Origin of the sequence: Streptomyces sp. CA-179760 (assembly GCF_050937045.1) — a bacterium.
Classification (GTDB): domain Bacteria; phylum Actinomycetota; class Actinomycetes; order Streptomycetales; family Streptomycetaceae; genus Streptomyces.
Genome location: NZ_JBNJLZ010000001.1, coordinates 213993 through 234726 on the forward strand (window position 1 = coordinate 213993; position 20734 = coordinate 234726).

Sequence of the window (20734 nt, forward strand, 5' to 3'; positions counted from 1 at the left end):
CGTTCTTCACTCCCGCCTGGTGCTTTTCGGCCACGGTGCGGGCATGGTGGTGATCGACGCGTTCGTCTGCCTGCCGTGTCCGACTGGCGTACCCGCCGGACACGGGGTGGGATCGAAGGGGTGCGAACCGGCGATCCATGGGCAGTCGAAAGGCGTTCGAGGCAGACCGCCTGGAGCCGCAGAAAGGGATGAACACCGTGACACGACCCAGGATCCTGGTGGTTGGCGCAGGCTTCGCCGGCGTGGAGTGCGTCCGCCGTCTGGAACGGAAACTCTCCCCGGACGAGGCCGACGTCACGCTGGTGACGCCGTTCGCCTATCAGCTCTACCTGCCGCTGCTTCCCCAGGTCGCCTCCGGCGTGCTGACGCCACAGTCGATCGCCGTCTCCCTGCGCCGCAGCAAGAAGTACCGCACGCGGATCATTCCGGGCGGGGCCATCGGCGTCGATCTCAAGTCCAAGGTCTGCGTCATCCGCACGATCACCGACCAGATCGTCAACGAGCCGTACGACTACATCGTGCTGGCGCCCGGCAGCATCACCCGCACCTTCGACATCCCCGGTCTGACGGATCACGCGTTCGGGATGAAGACGCTCGCCGAGGCGGCGTACGTCCGTGACCACGTCATCTCGCAGCTGGATCTGGCCGACGCGAGCCAGGACCCGGACGAGCGGGCCTCGCGACTGCAGTTCGTGGTGGTCGGCGGCGGCTACGCGGGCACCGAGACCGCGGCGTGCCTGCAGCGCCTGACGCACGCCGCCGTGAAGCGCTACCCGCGGCTGGACCCGGGGCTGATCAAGTGGCATCTGATCGACATCGCGCCGAAGCTCATGCCGGAGCTCGGCGACAAGCTCGGCAGCAGCGCGCAGGAGATCCTGCGCCGGCGGGGCATCGAGATCTCCCTGGGCACCTCCATCGCCAAGGCCGGCCCCGAGGAGGTCACCTTCACCGACGGGCGGGTGATCCCGACCCGCACGCTCATCTGGACCGCCGGGGTCGTCGCCAGCCCCCTCATCGCCACGCTCGGCGCCGAGACGGTCAAGGGACGGCTCGCGGTCGCCCCCGAGATGAACCTGCCGGGCAACGACGGGGTGTTCGCGCTGGGCGACTCGGCCGCGGTGCCCGACCTGGCCAAGGGTGACGACGGCGCCATGTGCCCGCCCACCGCGCAGCACGCCCTGCGGCAGGGCAAGCACGTCGCCGACAACGTCATCGCGGCGCTGCGGGGGCAGTCGATGCAGCGTTACGTCCACAAGGATCTCGGGCTCGTCGTCGACCTCGGTGGCACCGACGCGGTCTCCAAGCCGCTGGGCATCGAACTGCGCGGCCTGCCCGCCCAGGCCGTCGCCCGCGGCTACCACTGGTCGGCGCTGCGCACCAACGTGGCCAAGACGCGGGTGATGACGAACTGGCTGCTCAACGCGGTCGCCGGCGACGACTTCGTACGGACCGGTTTCCAGACCCGCAAGGCCGCCCGGCTGAAGGACTTCGAATACACGGACGCCTATCTGACGCCGGAACAGGTGCGGGAGCACATCGAGGGGACCGGCCGGCGGGACTAGACAGGGTCGAAGGGGAGCTTCCGATTCCGGCATGACATGCTGAGACGCGGATCTTGGTGTGGGTCGGGAGAGAGTGCGGCGGTGTGAGGGCAGCAGGACGGTCGGTGTGGGCAGGTCTGCGGGACCGGATCGCGGCGTCCGACCCCGGACTGCTGCGCCTGACGGCCGGGTTGCGCACGGTCGGCGCCATCGCGCTCACCTTGGCGGTGCTCAGCCTGTTCGGGGCCGATGTGCACCAGCTGGTGGCGGGGGCCATGGCGGCGATGGTCGCCACCTTCGCCATCCGGGAGAAGCAGCTCGGCCCCCAGGCCGTGACGCTGGCGCTGGGGCTGCCGGTGGCGCTGGCCTCCGTGTCCCTGGGCGCCTTTCTGAACGCGCGTCTCTACGTCGGTGACATCTTCTTCGTCGTCCTGATCTTCTGCGCGGTCTACGGCCGCAGGTTCGGCGACCGCGGCACCGCGCTGGGGCTGATCGGCTTCCAGATCTACTTCCTGTCCCTGTTCGTCGGCGTCACCGTCTCCTCGCTGCCCGCGCTGTGCGGCGTCATGGCCGTGGCGTTCTGCTCCAGTGCCGTCATGCGCTTCGCGGTGGTGCCCGCGACGCCCACGGGCGTCCTGATGCGGCTGCGGCTGGCCTTCCGCGCCCGGCTGGCCCAGCTGGTGTCCGCGCAGCTCGACCTCCTCGACGCCGACGGGGACGAGATGGACAAGGCCCTGGACGCCGTGCGCGAGGGCACAGCGCGGCTGCACGAGACGGCGATGATGATCCAGGCCCAGCTGGACGAGGGCACCCCGGACGAGGCGGTGGCACGGCTCGTGCAGCGCCGGGTCGCGGACGCGGAGATCGCCGCCGAACGGCTCGGTCTGCTGTTGCTGACCGCCCGCAGCGCGGAGCGTGCCGACACCCTCACCCTGCACCTGCCGGGCGCGCCCGCGCCGTCGCTGAGCGCGCCGGCGGTGCCGGACGAGGCCACCGGAACGCTCCGCCGGGATCTCCAGGCGCTGCACGCCCTCGTGCTGCGGGCCGGGAGCGGCAATACGGGCACAGGCCTGGCCCACGTACGCAACCGGCTTCTCGGCTACCGGGACGAGGAGAACCTGCCGGCCGCGCCCGCCGCCGTCCAGGACGTGTTCCGGGGCATCGGCGAGTCGGCCCGCGCGGTCATGGGTCTGCGGATCGCGCTGGACGGCCCGCAGGACGAGTCGGACGACACGCCTGCCACGGCCCGCTCCCGCGAGGAGCTGGACGCCGAGGACGCCGCGATCGACGGCGGCGGCGAGGAGCCGGCCGCGGAGGAGGAGACGGGGCTGCGGCGGCCCACCACGCGTGCGGCGGTACAGGTCGCGGTCGGTTCGACGCTGGCCATCGTGGGCGGCGAGCTGCTGTCCACACAGCGCTGGTACTGGGCCGTGCTGACCTGCTGGATCGTTTTTCTGAACACCGCCTCGACGGGCGAGATCCTCGTCAAGGGCTACCGGCGGCTGCTCGGCACGGTGTTCGGCGTCGTGGCCGGGATCGTGCTGGCGGGCCTGGTCGGTCAGCACACCTGGACGGCGTTCGCGCTGGTGCTGGTGCTGATCTTCGCGATGTTCTACTCGGCGCCGTTGTCGTACACGCTGATGTCGTTCTTCGTCACGGCGATGCTGGGGCTGCTGTACACGCTGCTGCACACCTACAGCCTCGACGTGCTCGTGCTGCGGGTGGAGGAGACGGCCCTGGGTGCCGCCTGCGGCGTGGTCGCGGCGGCGCTGGTCCTGCCGGTGCGGACCGACCGCCGTACGAACGAGCTGCTCGGCACCGTGCTCGAGCGGCTGGCCGACGTCACCGAGGCCGCGGTCGGACAGCTCAGCGGCGGGCCCGCGGACGAGCTGCTGGACAAGGCACGTGACCTGGACCAGGCCCTGGCCGACCTGCGGGCCGCCACCCAGCCGCTGACCCACCCGGTCACGCCGCTGCGGGCCCGACGCCACACCGCCCGGTACGTGGTGGCGCTGCTGGAGACGTGCGCCTACCACGCGCGGACCCTGGCGGCGACCGCCGAGCTGCTGCCCACGCATCCCTCGATCGCGGCGGACCCGCGGTTGCGCGGGGCCGCGGCGCGTACAGTGCGCAACATCGGGACCATCGCGGCCCGGGTCGAGGACGAGCACACCGGGGCACGGGTGGAAACCGGCCCGAGCATCGCCTCGCTGCTGGGGTCCGACGCCGGCACCCCGCGCTACGGCCGGATCACCGACCGCGTGCTGCGGCACCTGGAGCGGCTGGACGAGGCCGTGGTGGGCCTGGCCCGGCCGCTCGGCGTGCCGGTGGCGGAACCCCGGGGCTGAGGCGGGTACCGCTCAGAAGTCCGTGGGCAGTCCGCTCACCTCGGCGATGCCCCGGAGCTCTTCGGTCTGCCTGTGCCGTTCCTTGATGTAGTCGGCAATCTCGCCGAGCCGGTCCGGGTCGGACGCGGTGGTCGCGTCCGTGACGATCCTGACCGGGCCGGTGTCGTCGACGTCGAGTTCGACCACTTCGTTGTCCAGGCGGCCGGTGACGGCGGTGGCGATGACGAGGGCCACCTCGTCACGCACCTCTTGGGGCAGTTCGTCGCCGGCCCCGGAGTCGAGCGCGAAGTCGAGGCTGGACAGGCGCTCCTCGTCGATCGCCTCGAGGACCGGTTCCACCACGCGCATGAGGAGGCGGTAGTCCTCGGTGTCCATCCGGATGCGCAGGAGGTCCAGGTACATGTCCACGGGCCGGTCGTCGCCATGCGGAATCTCGGAATCGCTCATTGGCTTCGTGTTCCCCGTACGCCGCGCCTCAGACGCGTCGCCAGCGAGCCATGGCGAAGGAGAACACCCCGAAGAGCACGAGCCCGGCCGCGACGCAGACCAGCAGCCAGGGGCCGAGCGGGGTGTCGGCGAAGGTGCGCAGGGTGTCGTCCAGGCCCTTGGCCTTGTCGGGTTCGTAGTCGATCGCGGCGCGCACTGCGAAGACACCGGCCACGGCGAAGACCAGGCCGCGGGCGGCACCGCCCGCCACGCCCGTGACGTCCACCAGCCGCCGGGTGCGGGGGCCCATCTGCCCGAGCCGGAGCTTGTCGTGGTACTTGCGCAGGACCGCCCGTACGCCGATCCACCCGCCCGCGGCGACGATCGCGATCCCGGCCGCGCCGACCAGCCACTGCCCGGCAGGTACCTCCAGTGCCCTGGCGGTGGCGTCCCGGGACTGCTGGTCGCTGGAGCCGCCGCCGCTCTGATCGCGGCTGGCCGCGAACGACAGCACGGAGTAAGCGACGAAGACGTAGAACGCGAAGCGAACCGCCGCCATCAGCCGTTTGCGGGCGCTGCGGCCGTCCTGTCCGACGGAGCCGAAGAACACCTCTGACAGCCGCCACAGGGCCATGCCGACGAGCCCGATGCCCAGGGCCCAGAGCAGCACCGCTCCGAACGGCTTCTGCGAGATCGCCGCCAGGGCTCCTCCGCGATCGGCCTGTTCCTTGGTGTCGCCGAAGGCGATCTGCAGCGCCAACGCGCCCACGAGCAGATAGATCACGCCCCGGGCGGCGAGTCCCGCCCGTGCCGCCCCCTCCGTCACCGAACCCCGTGCCGCCCGTCGGGCCCGGAACCGTCCGGTCTGTGCCATCGCACTCGTGTTCATGTCGACCTCCCGGCGTTCCGGATGCCCCGGTCCGGCGGACGCACACCAGGCAGGCAGCCTGGCCGGCGTATTCCGGCCTGGTCGCCCCGCGGGCCCGGGCCCCGCGGGTACGCGAAGGGGCCCGGCCGCGGCTGATGCCGTCGGCCGGGCCCCTGTGCGGCCCGTCGTCAGGTGGCCAGGGCAGCAGTGTCCCGGGCCGGTGCGGGCGCGGGCGCGGTCGCGGTCGCGAGCCACTGGTGAGCGACTGCCAGGGCTCGCCCGATGTCACGGGTGCCAGTGGAGACGCACAGCGTGTACGCCAGGTCGCGTGCCCGCGGACCGTGCTCTGCCGGGGCACTCTCGGCCGCGGCGGCCGACGCCAGTGCCTCGTACTCGTCGACGAGGCGGCGCAGCACGGCGGGGTGGGGTCTCAGCATGTGGTTGTCGTCCTCGTGGGTCGGGGGGTCAGGCCGTCGTGGAGGTGCCGCCGCTGTCCCGGGTGCCCGTCCGCTGCCCCATGGCCTCGTCGCGCACCCGGGCGCAACTGCGGCTGATGAGACGGGAGACGTGCATCTGGGAGATGCCGAGGTGGTCGGCGATGCGGCTCTGCGTCATGTCCTCGAAGAAGCGCATGTAGAGAATGGCCCGTTCGCGCTCCGGCAGGCGGCGCAGGCCTTCCTTGGCGGACTCGCGGTCGACCACGACCTCGTAGGAGGCGTCCGCCGCGCCGAGGGTGTCCGCGAGGCTGTAGCCGTCGTCGTCGGCCGAGAGCTCGGCGTCCAGCGACAGAGTGCTGAAGCTCTCCAGCGCCTCGAGCCCGGCGCCGACCTCTTCCTCGGTCAGGCCGGTGCGGGCGGCGAGGTCCGCCACGGAGGGCTCGGGGCTGCCCGGGTTCTGGGTGAGTTCACGGCGTGCCACCCTCACCTTGTTGCGCAGTTCCTGCACTCGGCGGGGGACCCGCAGCGCCCACATCCGGTCCCGGAAATGCCGCTTGACCTCGCCGGTGATGGTGGGGACGGCGTAGCTCTCGAAGGCTCCCCGGCTCGGGTCGAACCGGTCGACGGCCTTGACCAGCCCCAGGGCCGCCACCTGCTTGAGGTCCTCGAGCGACTCGCCGCGTTCCCGGAAGCGGCCGGCGATGCGGTGGGCCATGGGCAGCCACAGCGTGACGAGCTCGTCGCGGACGGCCTCCCGCTCGGGGCCCTCCTCCAGTGCGGCCAGACGGGTGAAGAGGGCCGCTGTGTCGGGGGCGTCGTCGTGCCGCCGCCGGGAGGCGGTGGTGGTCGTTCCGGGCGTGTCGGGGCGGTTGGTGGGCGTGTCGATGAGCATGCGGATTCGCTCCTGACAACGGTGATTTCAGGGTCTACCGCGGGAACGTCGCTGCCCGGATCGCCTGGAGGGCCTCCGGGGCAGTCATACCGCTCCCGCTGGCGCGCCTCCGGTCCGAAGCACGAGATTGCGACTGCCCTGCGCCCGGTGGAACAAACTCCACTTTGCTGTGCAATCTGCCCGGGAGCCGGCAACCGGGTCTTCAGGCGAGGGGTACGAGGGCGGTGATGCACTTACCGCCGGCGGGCAGGTCCGAGACGCGGACGTCACGGGAGAGCCGGCACACGATGGGCCAGCCGTGGCCCCCGTGCCGCATCCGTCCGTGCGGATCGGTGGGCGGCGCGGTCACGGGCAGTTCGTCACTGCGGTCGCTCACCGAGACTCGCACGCCGGGGCCGTCGACGTCGACCCGGAAGTCGGTGACGCCGCCGCCGTGCAGGATCGCGTTGGTCGTCAGCTCCGAGACGACGAGCAGCGCGTCGGACAGCGCGTCCGTGTCGCACGGTGTGTGCGTGTCGCGGCAGCGTTCAGCCACGGCTCGCTCCACGGCCCGGCGCGCCTCGGCGGGTTTGCACGGCCGGGCCCGGTCCGCGCCGAGCGGCCCGAGTACGGATTCGATCATGTGCTCGTCGCACATCCTTCAGCTCCCTGGTCGGTGAAGACGGAAGCCGGGTCCGGCCCGCGTTCCGTGGCCGCCCGCTGGGGCACGCCTGGGGCTCACGGTGCCCACTGCTTCCTTCAACCTGCCGCGGCGTTCGGGGCGCGCACCTCGCGAGCGCCGCGGTCCTCTTCTCTTCGGCTGACCTATCCCCGCACCTGCAAACCTCCGGTCCGCCTCCTCCTGACGAAATGCGCCCGAACGGCCGCCGGCAGGTGCCATCTCGGCGCGTTGCGTGGGTAGGCGGGATGCATGACCGATGTGGTGGACTCGGACGAACTGCTGCGGCGCATCCGGCGCGCGAGGGCCTGCGCGATGCGGGAGGAGCGGACGTGGCATGCCAGGAGCGAGGAACTGAGCGCGACCGACCCGAAGGGGGCCAGGGACGCGACCGTACGAGGGATGTCCTACGAGGCGGTGGTCACGGTGCTGGACGAGATCCTGACTCCGGGCAAGCACAGTCCGGAGGGCTGACCGGAGGGGCCCGTGCCCGGGGCCGGACAGAGGCCGATTACCCGAGGGCGGGTGCTGCAGCGGGCACAGGAGCTGATGGCCGACGCGGTGCACGCCGAGCACACTGTTCAGTACGTGCGGCAGTTCCCTGTCAGTGAAGGCGGCCATGCTGTCGGCCGCAGGGCCGCACGAGAAGCTGCTGATCGGGCGTGATGCGCACAAGTCGGTGGTGTCGGGCCTGATCCTGTCCGGCATCGAACCCGTCTGGGTCGAACCCCGCTGGGGCGCCGAACGGAAACTGGCCCATCCGCCGTCCGCCGAGGACTTCGAGCGGGCCTTCGAGGCCCACCCGGACGCGCGGGGCGCGCTGGTCACCAGCCCCACGCCGTACGGCGGTTGCGCGGACCTCCGGGCGATCGCCCAGGTGTACCACCGGCGTACGCGACCGCTGATCGTGGACGAGGCGTGGGCGGGCATCTGCCGTTCCACCCCGATCTGCCGTCCTGGGCGACGGACGCGGGCGCGGACATCTGCGTGACGAGCATCCACAAGATGGGCAGCGGCCTGGAACAGGGCTCCGTCTTCCATCTGCGGGGCGACCTGGTCCCGCCGACGCTGCTGGCGATTGCGCGCGGATCTGCTGGGCACCACCAGCCCGTCGGTGCTGATCTTCGCGGGTCTGGACGGCTGGCGGCGGCAGATGGCGCTGCACGGCGAGGAACTGATGGGCGGCGCGCTGGATCTCGCGGCCGAGGTCAGGTCGGCCATCGAGGAGATCGACGGGCTGCACGTCAACGACCGGCGGGACTTCTGCGGCCCGGGCCTGGCCGACGACTTCGACCCGCTGCCCGGCGTCATCGATCTCACCGGGCTCGGGATCACGGGCTTCCAGGCGGCGGACTGGCTGCGCGAGCACCGGCACATCGACGCGCATCTGGTGGACCACCGGCGCATCGGCATGCAGATCACCCACGGCGACGACCGGGAGACGACCGGGCAGTTGCTGGAGGCGCCGCGCGATCTCGCGCGGGCCGCGCGGGATCTGCCCCGGGCGCCGAGGGGGAGGTGCCGTCGCCGGCCGAGCTGCGGATGGAACAGGCGGTGCTGCCCCGCGACGCCTTCTTCGGCCCGGCCGAGGACGCGCCGGTGGCCGAGGCGGCCGGACGGGTCGCGGCGGAGATGATCACGCCGTATCCGCCCGGCATCCCGGCCGTCCTCCCGGGTGAGCGCCTCACCGAGCCGGTGCTGGCGTATCTGCGCACCGGGCTGGCGGCGGGCATGCACCTGCCCGATCCCACGGACTCGAAGCCGGATACGGTCCGTGTCGTCGCCGACAGCGCACGGTGACTCCGACGTGAAACGGGTCACCCGGCCCGGTCCGGGGTGCACACACGACCCTTGAATGGTTTATCGTTCATTCATACGTGATGGCGGGGTCGAACCCGCGTTCCTCCGTCCGTCACCGCTAACGGCCCTGGCTGGTCTCCCCCGTCCAGCCAGGGCTTTTTCATGCCCGGAGAAAGTTGGGCACGCCGAGGTGCCCGAGGCCGCGCCAGCGGCTGAAATGGGCGTAGGGAGAAAGCACCGGAAGTCGACCGCCCGGCGAGGAGCTCCGCGTCATGACCAAAGCGATCAAACTCCTGACCGCCCTGCCACCGCCCCAGCGGCAGCGTCTGATGACGCTCGCCCGGGAGGTGTCCTTCCCGGAGGACACCCGCATCTTCGAGGCGGGCGGCGCGGCCGACCGCTTCTGGGTCATCCGTTCCGGTGCGGTCTCCCTGGATCAGGAGGTCAACTCCCTGCAACGGGTGACCGTGGCCAGCCTCGGCGCGGGCGACCTGCTCGGCTGGTCCTGGCTGTTCCCGCCGCACACCTGGGACTTCGGCGCGGTGGCGTTCAGCCCCGTCCGGGCCTACGAGTTCGACGCGGCGGCCGTGCTGGAGCTGTGCGAGGAGGATTCCAAGCTGGGGCTGCTGCTGGTGCGGTCGGTCGCCGAGGTACTCGCGCACCGGCTGGAGATGACCCGCGGCAAGCTGATGGAGCAGTACACACTCCACCGGCGAGGGGCACTGTGACACCTCAGACGCGGTAGCGGCGCAGCGCCGGTACCGCGGCGGCCAGGGCCAGCATCACGGCGACGACCAGCAGGCCGCCGCCCGTGACGGCGGTGCGGGGGCCGAACGCGGAGCCCGCCGTGCCGTGCAGCACGTCGGCGAGGCGCGGGCCGCCCGCCACGACGACGGTGAAGACGCCCTGCATGCGCCCCCGCATCTCATCGGTGGCGGCGGACAGCAGGATCGCTCCCCGGAAGACCATCGAGACCATGTCGGCCACACCGGCCACGGCGAGGAACGCCACCCCGACCCACAGACTGCCGCTCAGCCCGAAGCCCGCGATGGCCGCCCCCCACGCGACCACCGCCCCGATGACCATCCAGCCGTGCCGGCGCGCCCGGGAGAAGGTGCCTGAGAACAATCCGCCGAGCACAGCGCCGATGGGGATGGCCGCGAACAGCAGGCCCAGCGCGAGCCCCTCGCCGTAGGGCGCGTAGGTCTGGGCGGCGAGCTGCGGGAACAGGGCGCGCGGCATGCCGAGGACCATGGCGATGATGTCGGCGAGGAACGACAGCAACAGCACGGTGTGCCCGGAGATGTAGCGGAAACCGGCGGCGATCTCCCGCACGCCCGCGCGGCGCTTGCCCGTGCCGGCCAGGGGCGGCAGGGACGGCAGCCGGTACACCGCCCACACCGTGACGCACAGGGCCAGGGCGTCGATCAGATAGAGCTCGGGCAGGCCGATCACGGGGATGAGAGCGCCCGCGAGCAGCGGGCCTGCCACCTGGCCGGTCTGCATCACGGTCGAGCCGAGGGCGCCCGCCGCGGGCAGTTCGTCCTCGGGGACCAGGCGGGCGATGGAGGCGGTGCGGGCCGGCGCGTTCAGGCCCCAGAAGGCCTGCTGCATCGCGAGGAGCACCATGAGCGCGGCCACCGACTCCAGACCGGCGAAGGCCTGGAGCCAGAACAGCAGCGAGGTGACGGCGATGCCGCTGTTGGTGATCAGCAGGAGCTTGCGCCGGTCCATGCTGTCGGCGATCGCCCCGCCCCACAGCGCGAACACGATCAGGGGCACGAGGCCCGCCAGGCTCGCGGCGCCGACCCAGGCCGAGGAGCCGGTGATGTCGTAGATCTGCTTGGGCACGGCGACGGCGGTGAGCTGGCTGCCTACGGCGGTGACGATGGTCGAGCCCCACAACCGCCGGTAGGCGGGGCGGCGCAGGGGACGGGTGTCCATGGCCCAGCGCCGCCAGCCACGGCGCCGGGGTGCCTCCGGCACCGGATCCCGCTCGTCCGCCCTGCTCTCGCTCGTGTCCACTCGTCGCTTCCTGGATGCTCGCTACATCTACCCGGCCGGGGATCACTGTCCCACCAGCCGCCGAGCGCCCGGGCCGAGGTGTCAGCTTCCGGCGATGAGCGCGGCGCCGAGCACGATCATGGTGGCGGCGAGCACGCCGTCCATGACGCGCCAGGCGGCGGGCTTGGCGAGGTGACGGCCGAGCAGCCGGGCGCCGAAGCCGAGTGCGGTGAACCAGCACAGGCTGGCCAGGACGGCCCCGAGACCGAACGTCCAGCGCAGTGGGCCGTGGTCGGCGGCGACCGAGCCCAGCAGGAACACGGTGTCGAGGTAGACGTGCGGGTTGAGCCAGGTCATCGCCAGACAGGTGAGCACGGCCCGGCGGCGGCCTCCGGCCGCCTCCCCCTCCGCCCGGAGTCCGCCGCCGCCCGGCCGGAACACCCGGCGGGCGGCCAGGGCGCCGTAGCAGAGCAGGAACGCGCCGCCGATCCAGCCGACCGCCGTCAGCGCGCCCGGCCACGCCACCACCACCGCGCCGACGCCGCCGACCCCGAGCGTGATGAGGGCGGCGTCGGAGAGGGCGCAGATGCCGACGACGGCGAGGACGGCTTCGCGACGGATCCCCTGGCGCAGGACGAAGGCGTTCTGCGCGCCGATGGCGACGATGAGGGACAGTCCGGTACCGAATCCCGCGGCTGCGGCGGTGAAGGTGCTGGTCATGACCTTGACGCTACGGACGGACCCGTCTCGGGTACAGCTAAAGATTCTTACGTATCATTAGCGCACGTGATGACTCGATGATGGCGGACCTGCCTCTGGACCAGGTGCGGACCCTGCTCGCGGTCGTGGACGAGGGCACCTTCGACGCGGCGGCGGCCGCCCTGCATGTGACGCCGTCGGCGATCAGTCAGCGCGTGAAGGCGCTGGAGCAGCGCACGGGGCGGGTCCTGCTGCTGCGGACCAAGCCGGTGCGGCCGACCGAGTCGGGCGAGGTGCTGGTGCGGCTGGCCCGCCAGGTAGCGCGGCTGGAGCGTGACGCGTACGCGGAGCTGGGCCTGAGCGGTACCGGCGAGCCGACCCGGGTCACGGTGGCGGTGAACGCGGACTCGCTGGCCACCTGGTTCCTCGGGGTACTCACGCGCGTGCCCAAGGAGCTGCGGCTCTACTTCGAGTTGCGCCGCGAGGACGAGGACCACACGGCGGCGCTGCTGCGGGAGGGGGTGGTGATGGCCGCGGTGACCTCGTCGCCGGAAGCCGTGCCGGGCTGCTCGGTGCGGTCCCTCGGGCGGATGCGCTACGTCCCGGTGGCCGCGCCTGACTTCGCCGCACGTCATCTCGGCGGCCCCCTTGAGCAGGTGCTTCTCGACGCGCCCGTCGTGACCTTCGACCGCAGGGACGACTTCCAGGACGGCTTCGTGCGCCGGCTCACCCGGGGGCGGAGCGGCGCGAGCGCGCTGCGGCACTACGTACCGACCTCGGAGGGATTCGTCGACGCCGTGGCCGCCGGGCTGGGCTGGGGCCTGGTGCCCGAGGCGCAGGCGGACCCCCTGCTGCGCACCGGCGGGCTCGTCGGACTCGCCCCGGGCCGGACGGTGGACGTCCCGCTGTACTGGCAGCAGTGGAAGCTCGACTCCCCTGCGCTGGCGCAGGTCGCGGAGACGGTGACGGCGACCGCCGCTGAGGCGCTGCGCGACTGAGGCGTGCCGCCCTACTCCCCGATGCTGTCCAACTGCGCCGCCGCGCTGTGCAGCAGCATGTCCAGGGCCGTCGGATAGGCGCTGGTCAGCATGCGGGTGGCGAGCAGGGGTGCCGCTTCCGCGATGCGGGGGTGAGTGGTGGCGGGCAGGCGGGCGTACGTCGAACGCCACATCTCCTCGTCGGCGTGCAGTGAGGCACGGGGCAGCGCCAAGGAGGCGGCGTCGAGTGCGGCGAAGGCCAGTGTCGTGTCGACGAAGGCGTGGTAGACCCGCACCGCGTCCGCCAGCGGGAAGCCCGCCGTGCGCAGGACGTCCAGGACCGCCTCGTCGGCGGCGAGTTCGTGGGCCCGCCCCGAGACACGGCTGGCGGTGAGCACGGCCGCCTGCGGATGCGCCACGTACGCGGCGTGGATGCGCAGCCCGACGCCCCGCAGGTCCGCCCGCCACTCCCCCGTGGGAGCCCAGCCGCCGAGCGCCTGCCCGATCAGCGCGTCGCCGATGGCGAGCGTCAGGTCGTCCATGCCCCGGAAGTACCGGTAGAGGGTGCTCGGGTCGGCGTCCAGGGCCAGGCCGATCCTGCGGGCGGTCAGTCCCGCGCTGCCGTGTTCGTGCAGCATGCGCAGCGCCGTCTCGACGATCAGCTCTTCGGACAGCACGGTGCCGCTCTTGGTGGGCCTGCGCCGACGGCGTTTCTCCTCGCGCACCACGGGCTTCGGCACGACGGCTCCCTCCCTCGATGCCTTATGCCAACGCCATTGACCTTAAGACAGAGGGCGGCGTTTCATCTCCTCAAGGGCCCGCCACGTTCTTCGCAAATAGGGAGTTTCTGTCATGCGTGTACTGCTCGTGGGCGCCGGCGGTGTAGGCGGCGCGATCACCCGTATCGCGGCCCGGCGGCCGTTCTTCGAGGCGATGGTGGTGGCCGACTACGCCCCGGCCCGGGCCGAGGCGGCGGTCGACGCGCTCGGCGGCGACACGCGGTTCACCGCCGAGCGGGTGGACGCCGGAGACGAGGCGGCGGTGGCCCGCCTGCTGGCACGGCACCGCTGCGACGTCCTGCTGAACGCCACCGACCCCCGCTTCGTGATGCCCCTGTTCCGCGCGGCCCGCGCCGCGGGCGCCACCTATCTCGACATGGCGATGTCGCTGTCCCACCCGCACGAGGACCGGCCGTACGCGGAGTGCGGGGTGAAGCTCGGCGACGACCAGTTCGCGCAGGCGGCCGACTGGGAGAAGGAGGGGGTGCTGGCCCTCGTCGGCATGGGGGTGGAGCCGGGCCTGTCGGACGTCTTCGCACGCCACGCCGCCGACGAACTCTTCGACGAGATCGAGGAGATCGGCATCCGCGACGGCGCGAACCTGACCGTCGACGGTTACGACTTCGCGCCCTCGTTCAGCATCTGGACCACCATCGAGGAATGTCTCAACCCCCCGGTCGTCTACGAGACCGGCCGCGGCTGGTTCACCACCGAGCCCTTCAGCGAGCCCGAGGTCTTCGACTTCCCCGAGGGCATCGGCCCGGTCGAGTGCGTCAACGTGGAGCACGAGGAGGTGCTGCTCGTCCCGCGCTGGGTCGACGCACGCCGGGTCACCTTCAAGTACGGCCTGGGCCGGGAGTTCGTCGAGACGCTGAAGACGCTGCACCTGCTGGGTCTGGACCGCACCGACCCGGTGACCGTGCCTGGGCCGGGGGGCCCGGTGGCGGTCTCGCCCCGGGACGTGGTCGCCGCGTGCCTGCCCGACCCGGCGACCCTGGGCGAGCGGATGCACGGCAAGACCTGTGCGGGCACCTGGGTGCGGGGCGTCAAGGACGGGAAGCCGCGCGAGGTGTACCTGTACCACGTGGTCGACAACCAGTGGTCCATGAAGGAGTACGGCAGCCAGGCCGTGGTGTGGCAGACCGCCGTCAACCCGGTCGTCGCGCTCGAACTCCTCGCCACCGGCGCCTGGTCGGGCACGGGCGTGCTCGGCCCGGAGGCGTTCCCGGCCGGCCCGTTCCTTGACCTGCTGACGGCGTACGGCTCGCCCTGGGGCATGCGCGAGCAGTGACCTTGTTGTCCGTACGATTTTGTTTCACGAGGCATCGACAGGCCACCCGAAAAGGAGTAAGCATCCGAACGGGCACGTTTCTACTGTGATGCAGGTGACTTCGATGGACAACTGGCGAGACCACGCTGCCTGCCGGCACGAGGACCCCGAACTCTTCTTCCCGATCGGCACCACGGGCCCGGCCCTGCTGCAGACGGAGCAGGCCAAGTCGGTGTGCCGGCGCTGCCCCGTCCAGGACGAGTGCCTGCAATGGGCCATGGACACGGGGCAGTCCATCGGTGTGTGGGGCGGCACGAGCGAGACGGAACGGCGTGCGCTGAAGCGGCGCGCGGCGGCCCGGCGCCGCTCCGGCTGACGTCCCTCCACCGGCCGTCCGGCGCGGCCGGGGTTACGCTCGCGCCATACCCGTCCGTCACAGAAGGGGCCGGCCATGAGCGTGCGCGTCCGCCGTGTCTACGATCCTCCCGAGCCGGCCGACGGCACGCGCGTCCTGGTCGACCGGCTGTGGCCGCGCGGCCTGTCGAAGGACGCGGCCCGGGTGGACGAGTGGCCGAAGGCGCTCACCCCGTCGACTGAGCTGCGCCGCTGGTACCACGCGGGCGAGGCCTCCTACGAGGAGTTCGCCGAGCGGTACGAGGCGGAGCTCGACGGCGACGAGGCCGCCGAACTCCTGGGCCGGGTACGGGGCCTGGTCCACCAGGGCGACGTGACACTGCTGACCGCGTCCAAGACGCCGGAACAGAGCCACGCGACGGTACTGGCCCGCCTCCTCGAAGGCTGAGGAGGCGGGCCCGCTCGTCAGGCGGTCTGCTTCGCCGCCGCCCGCCCCGCCGCCCGGCCCGAGAAGAGGCAGCCGCCGAGGAAGGTGCCCTCCAGCGCGTTGTAGCCGTGGACACCGCCGCCGCCGAAGCCGGCGACCTCGCCCGCCGCGTACAGCCCCTCCACCGGCTTGCCGTCCACCCCGAGTGCGCGGGAGTCGAGGTCGGTCTGGATGCCGCCGAGGGTCTTGCGGGTGAGGATGTTCAGCTTGACGCCGATCAGGGGACCGGCCGCCGGGTCGAGGATGCGGTGCGGGGTGGCGACCCGGCCGAGCCGGTCGCCGATGTAGCGGCGGGCGTTGCGGATGCCCTGCACCTGGGCGTCCTTGGCGTAGGGGTTGGCGATCTGCAGGTCGCGGGCCTCGATCTGGCGCTTGATCCCGGCCGCGTCGAGGAGCGGCTTGTCGGTGAGGTCGTTCATCTTCGCGACGAGCTGTTCGAGGCCGGTCGCGGTCACGAAGTCGGCGCCCTTGCGCAGGAACGCGTCGACCGGTCCGGGCGCGCCCTTGCCGAGGATGCGTTCCTTGAGGAACCCGGCTCGGTCCTTGGCGGTGATGTCGGGGTTCTGCTCGGAGCCCGACAGCGCGAACTCCTTCTCGATGATCTTCTGGGTGAGGATGAACCAGGAGTGGTCGTACCCGGCGATGTCCTCGGTGGTGCGCAGGTGCTTCAGGGTGCCGAGGGTGTCGTAGCCGGGCAGGCAGGGCCCGGGCAGACGGCGGCCGAGGGCGTCGAACCACATCGAGGACGGGCCGGGCAGGATGCGGATGCCGTGGCCGGGCCAGATCGGGTCCCAGTTCCGCAGGCCCTCGGTGTAGTGCCACATGCGGTCGCGGTTGACCAGCCGTACGCCCGCCTCGGCGCTGATGTCGAGCATCCGCCCGTCGACGTAGGCGGGTACGCCGGTGACCATCTCCTGCGGCGGGGTACCGAGGCGTTCGGGCCAGTAGCGGCGGACGATGTCGTGGTTCGCGCCGATGCCGCCACTGGTGACGACGACGGCCTGGGCGGTGAGTTCGAACTCGCCTATCGGGTCCCGGTTGGAGGCGACGCCGCGGGGTGAGGTGTCCTCGGCCAGGACCGTGCCGCGTACGCCCCGGGCGGTGCCGCCTTCGACGACCAGTTCGTCGACGCGGTGGCGGTGGTGGAAGGTGAGCAGGCCGTCGCCGGCTGCCTGCTTGGCGTAGCGCACGAACGGTTCGACCACGCCGGTTCCGGTGCCCCAGGCGACGTGGAAGCGGGGCACGGTGTTGCCGTGCCCGTGCGCCGTGAGGTCGCCGCGCTCGGCCCAGCCGACGGTGGGCAGGAAGGTGATGCCGTGCCCGTCCAGCCAGGACCGCTTCTCCCCCGCGGCGAACTCGACGTAGGCGCGCGCCCAGCGCACGGCCCAGGAGTCCTCGTCGTCCAGCCGGTCGAAGCCCGCGCTGCCCCGCCAGTCGCTCCAGGCGAGATCGAAGGAGTCCTTGATGCCCAGGCGCCGCTGCTGCGGCGAGTCCACGAGGAACAGCCCGCCGAAGGACCAGAAGGCCTGCCCTCCGAGGTTGGCGGCATTCTCCTGGTCGACGAGGGCGACCCTGCGGCCCTCGCGGGTCAGCTCGTGTGCCGCGACCAGGCCGGCGAGGCCCGCTCCTACGACGATGACGTCGGCGTCCATGACGACCGTTCCCTTCCTCAGTTCTGACCGGGGGTGCCGCTGCCGTCGGTCAGCAGGGCCGTGAGCAGTTGCTTCAGCCAGGCGCGGGCGTGTTCGACGTCCCGGTCCAGCAGCAGTTGCGTGGTGACGCCGTCGTACGCCGCGACCACGGCACGGGCGGCGCCGTCCGTGTCGCCCAGGACGGCGGGCAGTGCGGTGTGCCCGCGGGCCCGGCCGAGCCGGTCGGCGATCGCCTGCCGCAGCCGCGCGCGGTGTTCCAGCAGGCTGCGGGCCACGTCCGGGTCGCGGGCCGCGTGCACGAGGAAGTCCGTCTTCACCAGGAGCCAGTCCCGGTCGAGGAGCAGCACGTCGGTGACGCGGTCCACGGCGGCCGGCACGTCGAGGCCGGGTCCGTCGAGGGCGAGGGCCTCCGACACCTGCTCGGCGATCAGGTCGGCCCGCTCGCGGTAGAGGGCGAAGAACAGCTCGTCGAGGCTGGAGAAGTTGGAGTAGAAGGCGCCTCTGCTGTAGCCGGCGGCCTCACAGACCTCCTCGATCGAGACGTGGCCGAAGCCCTTGGCCGCGAACACGGAGAACGCCGCGTCCAGGAGATTGGCCCGCGTGCGCACCCGGCGCCTGGTCACCCGCCCCGTCGTCCCCTCCACGGCCATGTCCGGCCCCCTTTCGATACATGACTGTATTCGATACACCGATGTATCGAAAGCCTCCCGCGTGGAAGTCCCTCATATTGATGGAACATATTTTCGATTACGGAGTACGCTGGGCACATGCACCTCCAGGGCTCCCTCTTCGACCAGACCGACGAGCTGCGCCTCGGTCCTCTCGACGGGATCAGCCGCACCGACCTCGGATTCGGCGCCTGGCTCGACACCCTGCCCGCATGGCTCCGGGGTTCCGACGACCTGTTCGAACAGCTGGCCGCCGAGGTGCCGTGGCGTGCGGAGCGGCGCACGATGTACGACCACGTCGTCGACGTCCCCCGGCTGCTCGCGTTCTACGGCGCGGACGACCCGCTGCCGCACCCGGTACTGGACGAGGCGCGGGACGCCCTCTCCGCGCACTACGCCGGCGAACTGGGCGAGCCGTTCACCACGGCCGGGCTCTGCTACTACCGCGACGGCCGGGACAGTGTGGCCTGGCACGGCGACCGGATCGGACGCGGGGCCCGCGAGGACACCATGGTCGCCATCCTGTCGGTGGGCGCACCCAGGGATCTGCTGCTGCGCCCGATGCGGGGTGGCCGGGACACCGTGCGCAGGCCTCTGGGCCACGGCGACCTCGTCGTGATGGGTGGCTCCTGCCAGCGCACCTGGGAACACTCCGTACCCAAGAGCACGCGGGCGACGGGGCCGCGCGTCAGCGTGCAGTTCCGCCCGCACGGCGTGCACTGAGGCCGACCGAACCGCCCTGGCGCGCGGGCCGTTGATCGCGGACCCGGTGATTCCGCCTGTCGCGGGATCTGCTTTCCTTCTCACGTCGGGCTGGGACCACAAACGCGGGGCGATCATGCGGGCAGACGTACGGCAAGTCGCGGACGGCACCTACCTGGTGCACGGCTCCAACACCAACTGGGTGATCCTCACGGAGGGGGACGCCGTCACGCTGGTCGACACCGGCTACCCCGGCGACAGGGAGCAGGTCCTCGCCTCGCTCGCGGACGTGGGCAGCTCGCCCGAGGCGGTCGCGGCCGTGCTGATCACGCACGCGCACAACGACCACCTGGGTTCCGCCGAGTACCTGCGCGCCACCTACGGCACGCCCGTCCACCTGCACGAGACCGAGGTGCCGCACGCGCGCCGGGAGTTCCTGCACCAGGTGTCCGTCGGGACGGTACTGAAGAACGGCTGGCGCCCCGGTGTGCTGCCGTGGGTGGTGCACGCGCTGCGCTCCGGCGGCACGACGCACAACCCGGTCACGGCCCCAGAGCCGTTCCCCACGGCGGGCGCCCTGGACCTGCCGGGCCGGCCCGTTCCGGTGCACACGCCGGGCCACACCGACGGGCACTGCGCCTACCACGTGCCGGACACCGGCGTGCTGATCTCCGGCGACGCCCTGGTCAGTGGACACCCCACCTCGCGGATCGAGGGGCCGCAGCTGCTGCCGGACATGTTCCACCACGAGCGCCCGCGTGCCCTGGCCTCCCTGGACCTGCTCGCGGAACTGGAGGGCGAGGTGCTGCTGCCGGGGCACGGGCCGGTCCACCGCGGTCCGGTGAGGGACGCCGCGCACCGGGCCCGCGAGCTCGCCCTCTAATCTGATGTGACGACCGGCGGCGAGACAAGGACACCCGGCCCATGGCACTGCAGATCAGCGCGACCAACCCCGAGCATCCCGCGCTCTTGCTGGCACTGCCGTGGGACGTGCCCCTCGAGGAGTGGCCGGAGGAGTACCTGGTGCCGCTGCCGCGCGGTATCTCCCGGCACGTGGTGCGTTACTCCCGCGCCGGCGACGAGGTGATCGCCGTCAAGGAACTGGCCGCGCGGCCCGCGCAGCGCGAGTACGACATGCTGCGCGACCTGGACCGGCTCGGCATCCCGTCGGTGGACCCCCTTGCCGTGGTGACCGGCCGCACCGCCGCGGACGGCGCCCCGCTGGAGAGCGTCCTGATCACCCGGCACCTCGGCGGCTCGATGCCTTATCGCTCGATGTTCGAGACAACCATGCGCCCGGCCACCATGCACCGGCTGATGGACGCGCTCGCCGTGCTGCTGGTGCGGCTGCACCTGGCCGGGTTCGCCTGGGGCGACTGCTCGCTGTCCAACACGCTCTTCCGGCGGGACGCGGGTGCCTACGCCGCCTATCTGGTGGACGCCGAGACCGGTGATCTGCATCCGCAGCTCAGCGTGGGACAGCGCGAGTACGACCTGGACCTCGCCCGGGTGAACATCAGCGGGGAGCTGCTGGACCTGGAGGCGTCCGGGGCGCTGCACCCGTCCGTGGACCCCATCGAGTTCGGCATGGAGATCTGTGCCCGCTACCGCGGCCTGTGGGACGAGCTGACCCGCACCTCCGTCTATCCGGCCGGCAAGTACCAGCACATCGAGCGCCGGATCCGCCGCCTGAACGAACTCGGCTTCGACGTCGCCGAGATGCAGATCGAGCATGCCTCGAACGGTGACACGGTCAGCTTCGTGCCCAAGGTCGTCGACGCGGGCCACCACCAGCGGCAGTTGCTGCGCCTGACCGGCCTCGACACCGAGGAGAACCAGGCCCGGCGGCTGCTGAACGACCTGGAGAGCTGGATGGCGACCCAGGACGACTACGCGCCGGGCGACCCGCTGGGCGCCCGTCCGGAGGTCCTCGCGCACCGCTGGGTACGGGAGGTGTTCCGGCCGACCGTGCGGGCCGTGCCGCCCGAGCTGCGCGGCGCCGTGGACCCGGCGGAGATCTACCACCAGCTCCTTGAACACCGCTGGTACATGTCCGAGCGGGCCCAGCACGACATCGGCATCGACACCGCGGTCGAGGACTACATCCGGAACATCCTGCCCAAGGCCCGCAAGACGCTGCAGCCGACCGCGGACTGAGCAGCCGCGGCCGTC

21 protein-coding genes and 1 pseudogene are annotated in these 20734 nt (G+C 71.8%); 12 read left to right on the forward strand and 10 right to left on the reverse strand.

Translation table 11 applies throughout. The annotated features are described in order from the left end of the window. Positions 1–188 precede the first annotated feature (188 nt). Positions 189–1562 (forward strand): NAD(P)/FAD-dependent oxidoreductase, encoded by a 1374-nt coding sequence (locus tag ACQEV8_RS01040; RefSeq protein ID WP_432956507.1) that lies wholly within the window; start codon positions 189–191, stop codon positions 1560–1562. Between the two features lie 83 nt (positions 1563–1645). After that, positions 1646–3889 (forward strand): FUSC family protein, encoded by a 2244-nt coding sequence (locus ACQEV8_RS01045; RefSeq protein ID WP_432956508.1) that lies wholly within the window; start codon positions 1646–1648, stop codon positions 3887–3889. Between the two features lie 12 nt (positions 3890–3901). On the opposite strand, the gene ACQEV8_RS01050 is transcribed toward ACQEV8_RS01045, so the two are convergent. From ACQEV8_RS01050 to ACQEV8_RS01070, 5 genes are all read right to left on the reverse strand, one after another. Next, on the reverse strand, positions 3902–4336 hold the full coding sequence (locus ACQEV8_RS01050) for a hypothetical protein (protein ID WP_184586420.1): 435 nt from the start codon (positions 4334–4336) through the stop codon (positions 3902–3904). A 28-nt stretch (positions 4337–4364) separates the two neighbouring features. Then, positions 4365–5204: a DUF1206 domain-containing protein gene (locus tag ACQEV8_RS01055; protein WP_432956510.1), complete on the reverse strand. Its 840-nt coding sequence runs from the start codon at positions 5202–5204 to the stop codon at positions 4365–4367. A gap of 167 nt (positions 5205–5371) precedes the next feature. Then, positions 5372–5620 carry a DUF5133 domain-containing protein gene (locus tag ACQEV8_RS01060; protein ID WP_432956512.1) on the reverse strand — a complete coding sequence of 83 codons (249 nt, stop codon included), beginning with the start codon at positions 5618–5620 and terminating at the stop codon, positions 5372–5374. A 28-nt stretch (positions 5621–5648) separates the two neighbouring features. Next, positions 5649–6512 carry a SigB/SigF/SigG family RNA polymerase sigma factor gene (locus ACQEV8_RS01065; protein WP_432956515.1) on the reverse strand — a complete coding sequence of 288 codons (864 nt, stop codon included), beginning with the start codon at positions 6510–6512 and terminating at the stop codon, positions 5649–5651. Between the two features lie 202 nt (positions 6513–6714). Further along, positions 6715–7149, reverse strand: coding sequence for an ATP-binding protein (locus ACQEV8_RS01070; protein WP_432956517.1), 435 nt, complete (start codon positions 7147–7149; stop codon positions 6715–6717). Positions 7150–7422: 273 nt separating this feature from the next. Here ACQEV8_RS01070 and ACQEV8_RS01075 point away from each other — a divergent pair, with 273 nt between their 5' ends. From ACQEV8_RS01075 to ACQEV8_RS01085, 3 genes and pseudogenes are all read left to right on the forward strand, one after another. Then, positions 7423–7644 (forward strand): hypothetical protein, encoded by a 222-nt coding sequence (locus tag ACQEV8_RS01075; RefSeq protein WP_432956519.1) that lies wholly within the window; start codon positions 7423–7425, stop codon positions 7642–7644. 36 nt (positions 7645–7680) lie between these two features. After that, positions 7681–8970, forward strand: a pseudogene (locus ACQEV8_RS01080) (aminotransferase class I/II-fold pyridoxal phosphate-dependent enzyme); the annotation flags it as partial. 272 nt (positions 8971–9242) lie between these two features. Then, positions 9243–9698: a cyclic nucleotide-binding domain-containing protein gene (locus ACQEV8_RS01085; protein ID WP_432956521.1), complete on the forward strand. Its 456-nt coding sequence runs from the start codon at positions 9243–9245 to the stop codon at positions 9696–9698. Positions 9699–9702: 4 nt separating this feature from the next. Here ACQEV8_RS01085 and ACQEV8_RS01090 read toward each other — a convergent pair whose 3' ends face one another. Beyond that, entirely contained in the window at positions 9703–10995 is a 1293-nt protein-coding gene (locus tag ACQEV8_RS01090; RefSeq protein WP_432956524.1) for an MFS transporter, read from the reverse strand. Between the two features lie 81 nt (positions 10996–11076). After that, positions 11077–11694: a LysE/ArgO family amino acid transporter gene (locus ACQEV8_RS01095; RefSeq protein ID WP_432956527.1), complete on the reverse strand. Its 618-nt coding sequence runs from the start codon at positions 11692–11694 to the stop codon at positions 11077–11079. Positions 11695–11771: 77 nt separating this feature from the next. Here ACQEV8_RS01095 and ACQEV8_RS01100 point away from each other — a divergent pair, with 77 nt between their 5' ends. Beyond that, positions 11772–12671: a LysR family transcriptional regulator ArgP gene (locus tag ACQEV8_RS01100; RefSeq protein ID WP_432956528.1), complete on the forward strand. Its 900-nt coding sequence runs from the start codon at positions 11772–11774 to the stop codon at positions 12669–12671. A gap of 11 nt (positions 12672–12682) precedes the next feature. On the opposite strand, the gene ACQEV8_RS01105 is transcribed toward ACQEV8_RS01100, so the two are convergent. Then, positions 12683–13390, reverse strand: a complete 708-nt coding sequence (locus ACQEV8_RS01105; RefSeq protein WP_432956529.1) for a TetR/AcrR family transcriptional regulator — start codon at positions 13388–13390, stop codon at positions 12683–12685. Between the two features lie 112 nt (positions 13391–13502). Here ACQEV8_RS01105 and ACQEV8_RS01110 point away from each other — a divergent pair, with 112 nt between their 5' ends. From ACQEV8_RS01110 to ACQEV8_RS01120, 3 genes are all read left to right on the forward strand, one after another. Next, a complete protein-coding gene (locus ACQEV8_RS01110; RefSeq protein ID WP_432956531.1) occupies positions 13503–14720 on the forward strand; it encodes a saccharopine dehydrogenase family protein in 1218 nt (405 codons plus the stop codon). A gap of 103 nt (positions 14721–14823) precedes the next feature. Continuing rightward, the gene (locus ACQEV8_RS01115; protein ID WP_193478998.1) at positions 14824–15075 is read left to right on the forward strand and encodes a WhiB family transcriptional regulator; all 252 of its coding nucleotides are present in this window, start codon (positions 14824–14826) and stop codon (positions 15073–15075) included. Positions 15076–15150: 75 nt separating this feature from the next. Then, a complete protein-coding gene (locus tag ACQEV8_RS01120) occupies positions 15151–15501 on the forward strand; it encodes a DUF488 domain-containing protein (RefSeq protein ID WP_432956533.1) in 351 nt (116 codons plus the stop codon). Between the two features lie 17 nt (positions 15502–15518). Here the strand turns inward: ACQEV8_RS01120 and ACQEV8_RS01125 are convergent, their stop codons facing one another. Both ACQEV8_RS01125 and ACQEV8_RS01130 read right to left on the reverse strand, forming a co-directional pair. After that, positions 15519–17192, reverse strand: coding sequence for an FAD-binding dehydrogenase (locus tag ACQEV8_RS01125; protein ID WP_432956534.1), 1674 nt, complete (start codon positions 17190–17192; stop codon positions 15519–15521). A 17-nt stretch (positions 17193–17209) separates the two neighbouring features. Further along, complete coding sequence (locus ACQEV8_RS01130; protein ID WP_432956536.1) at positions 17210–17842, reverse strand: TetR/AcrR family transcriptional regulator; 633 nt, start codon at positions 17840–17842, stop codon at positions 17210–17212. Positions 17843–17959: 117 nt separating this feature from the next. On the opposite strand from ACQEV8_RS01130, the gene ACQEV8_RS01135 reads away from it, so the two are divergent. The 3 genes from ACQEV8_RS01135 to ACQEV8_RS01145 all read left to right on the forward strand — a co-directional run bounded on the left by ACQEV8_RS01135 (position 17960) and on the right by ACQEV8_RS01145 (position 20719). Then, positions 17960–18583 (forward strand): alpha-ketoglutarate-dependent dioxygenase AlkB, encoded by a 624-nt coding sequence (locus ACQEV8_RS01135; protein WP_432956539.1) that lies wholly within the window; start codon positions 17960–17962, stop codon positions 18581–18583. 115 nt (positions 18584–18698) lie between these two features. Next, positions 18699–19445: an MBL fold metallo-hydrolase gene (locus tag ACQEV8_RS01140; protein ID WP_432956541.1), complete on the forward strand. Its 747-nt coding sequence runs from the start codon at positions 18699–18701 to the stop codon at positions 19443–19445. Between the two features lie 41 nt (positions 19446–19486). Further along, on the forward strand, positions 19487–20719 hold the full coding sequence (locus ACQEV8_RS01145) for a DUF4032 domain-containing protein (RefSeq protein WP_432956543.1): 1233 nt from the start codon (positions 19487–19489) through the stop codon (positions 20717–20719). The last annotated feature ends 15 nt before the right edge of the window (positions 20720–20734 follow it).

Coding starts and splice junctions, on each gene's coding strand:
- ACQEV8_RS01065 (WP_432956515.1), bottom strand. CDS start 6,512: ATGCTCATCGACACGCCCACCAACCGCCCCGACACGCCCGGAACGACC.
- ACQEV8_RS01040 (WP_432956507.1), top strand. CDS start 189: ATGAACACCGTGACACGACCCAGGATCCTGGTGGTTGGCGCAGGCTTC.
- ACQEV8_RS01130 (WP_432956536.1), bottom strand. CDS start 17,842: ATGGCCGTGGAGGGGACGACGGGGCGGGTGACCAGGCGCCGGGTGCGC.
- ACQEV8_RS01050 (WP_184586420.1), bottom strand. CDS start 4,336: ATGAGCGATTCCGAGATTCCGCATGGCGACGACCGGCCCGTGGACATG.
- ACQEV8_RS01070 (WP_432956517.1), bottom strand. CDS start 7,149: ATGTGCGACGAGCACATGATCGAATCCGTACTCGGGCCGCTCGGCGCG.
- ACQEV8_RS01115 (WP_193478998.1), top strand. CDS start 14,824: ATGGACAACTGGCGAGACCACGCTGCCTGCCGGCACGAGGACCCCGAA.
- ACQEV8_RS01085 (WP_432956521.1), top strand. CDS start 9,243: ATGACCAAAGCGATCAAACTCCTGACCGCCCTGCCACCGCCCCAGCGG.
- ACQEV8_RS01125 (WP_432956534.1), bottom strand. CDS start 17,192: ATGGACGCCGACGTCATCGTCGTAGGAGCGGGCCTCGCCGGCCTGGTC.
- ACQEV8_RS01100 (WP_432956528.1), top strand. CDS start 11,772: ATGATGGCGGACCTGCCTCTGGACCAGGTGCGGACCCTGCTCGCGGTC.
- ACQEV8_RS01060 (WP_432956512.1), bottom strand. CDS start 5,620: ATGCTGAGACCCCACCCCGCCGTGCTGCGCCGCCTCGTCGACGAGTAC.
- ACQEV8_RS01055 (WP_432956510.1), bottom strand. CDS start 5,204: ATGAACACGAGTGCGATGGCACAGACCGGACGGTTCCGGGCCCGACGG.
- ACQEV8_RS01145 (WP_432956543.1), top strand. CDS start 19,487: ATGGCACTGCAGATCAGCGCGACCAACCCCGAGCATCCCGCGCTCTTG.
- ACQEV8_RS01120 (WP_432956533.1), top strand. CDS start 15,151: ATGAGCGTGCGCGTCCGCCGTGTCTACGATCCTCCCGAGCCGGCCGAC.
- ACQEV8_RS01135 (WP_432956539.1), top strand. CDS start 17,960: ATGCACCTCCAGGGCTCCCTCTTCGACCAGACCGACGAGCTGCGCCTC.
- ACQEV8_RS01110 (WP_432956531.1), top strand. CDS start 13,503: ATGCGTGTACTGCTCGTGGGCGCCGGCGGTGTAGGCGGCGCGATCACC.
- ACQEV8_RS01140 (WP_432956541.1), top strand. CDS start 18,699: ATGCGGGCAGACGTACGGCAAGTCGCGGACGGCACCTACCTGGTGCAC.
- ACQEV8_RS01075 (WP_432956519.1), top strand. CDS start 7,423: ATGACCGATGTGGTGGACTCGGACGAACTGCTGCGGCGCATCCGGCGC.
- ACQEV8_RS01095 (WP_432956527.1), bottom strand. CDS start 11,694: ATGACCAGCACCTTCACCGCCGCAGCCGCGGGATTCGGTACCGGACTG.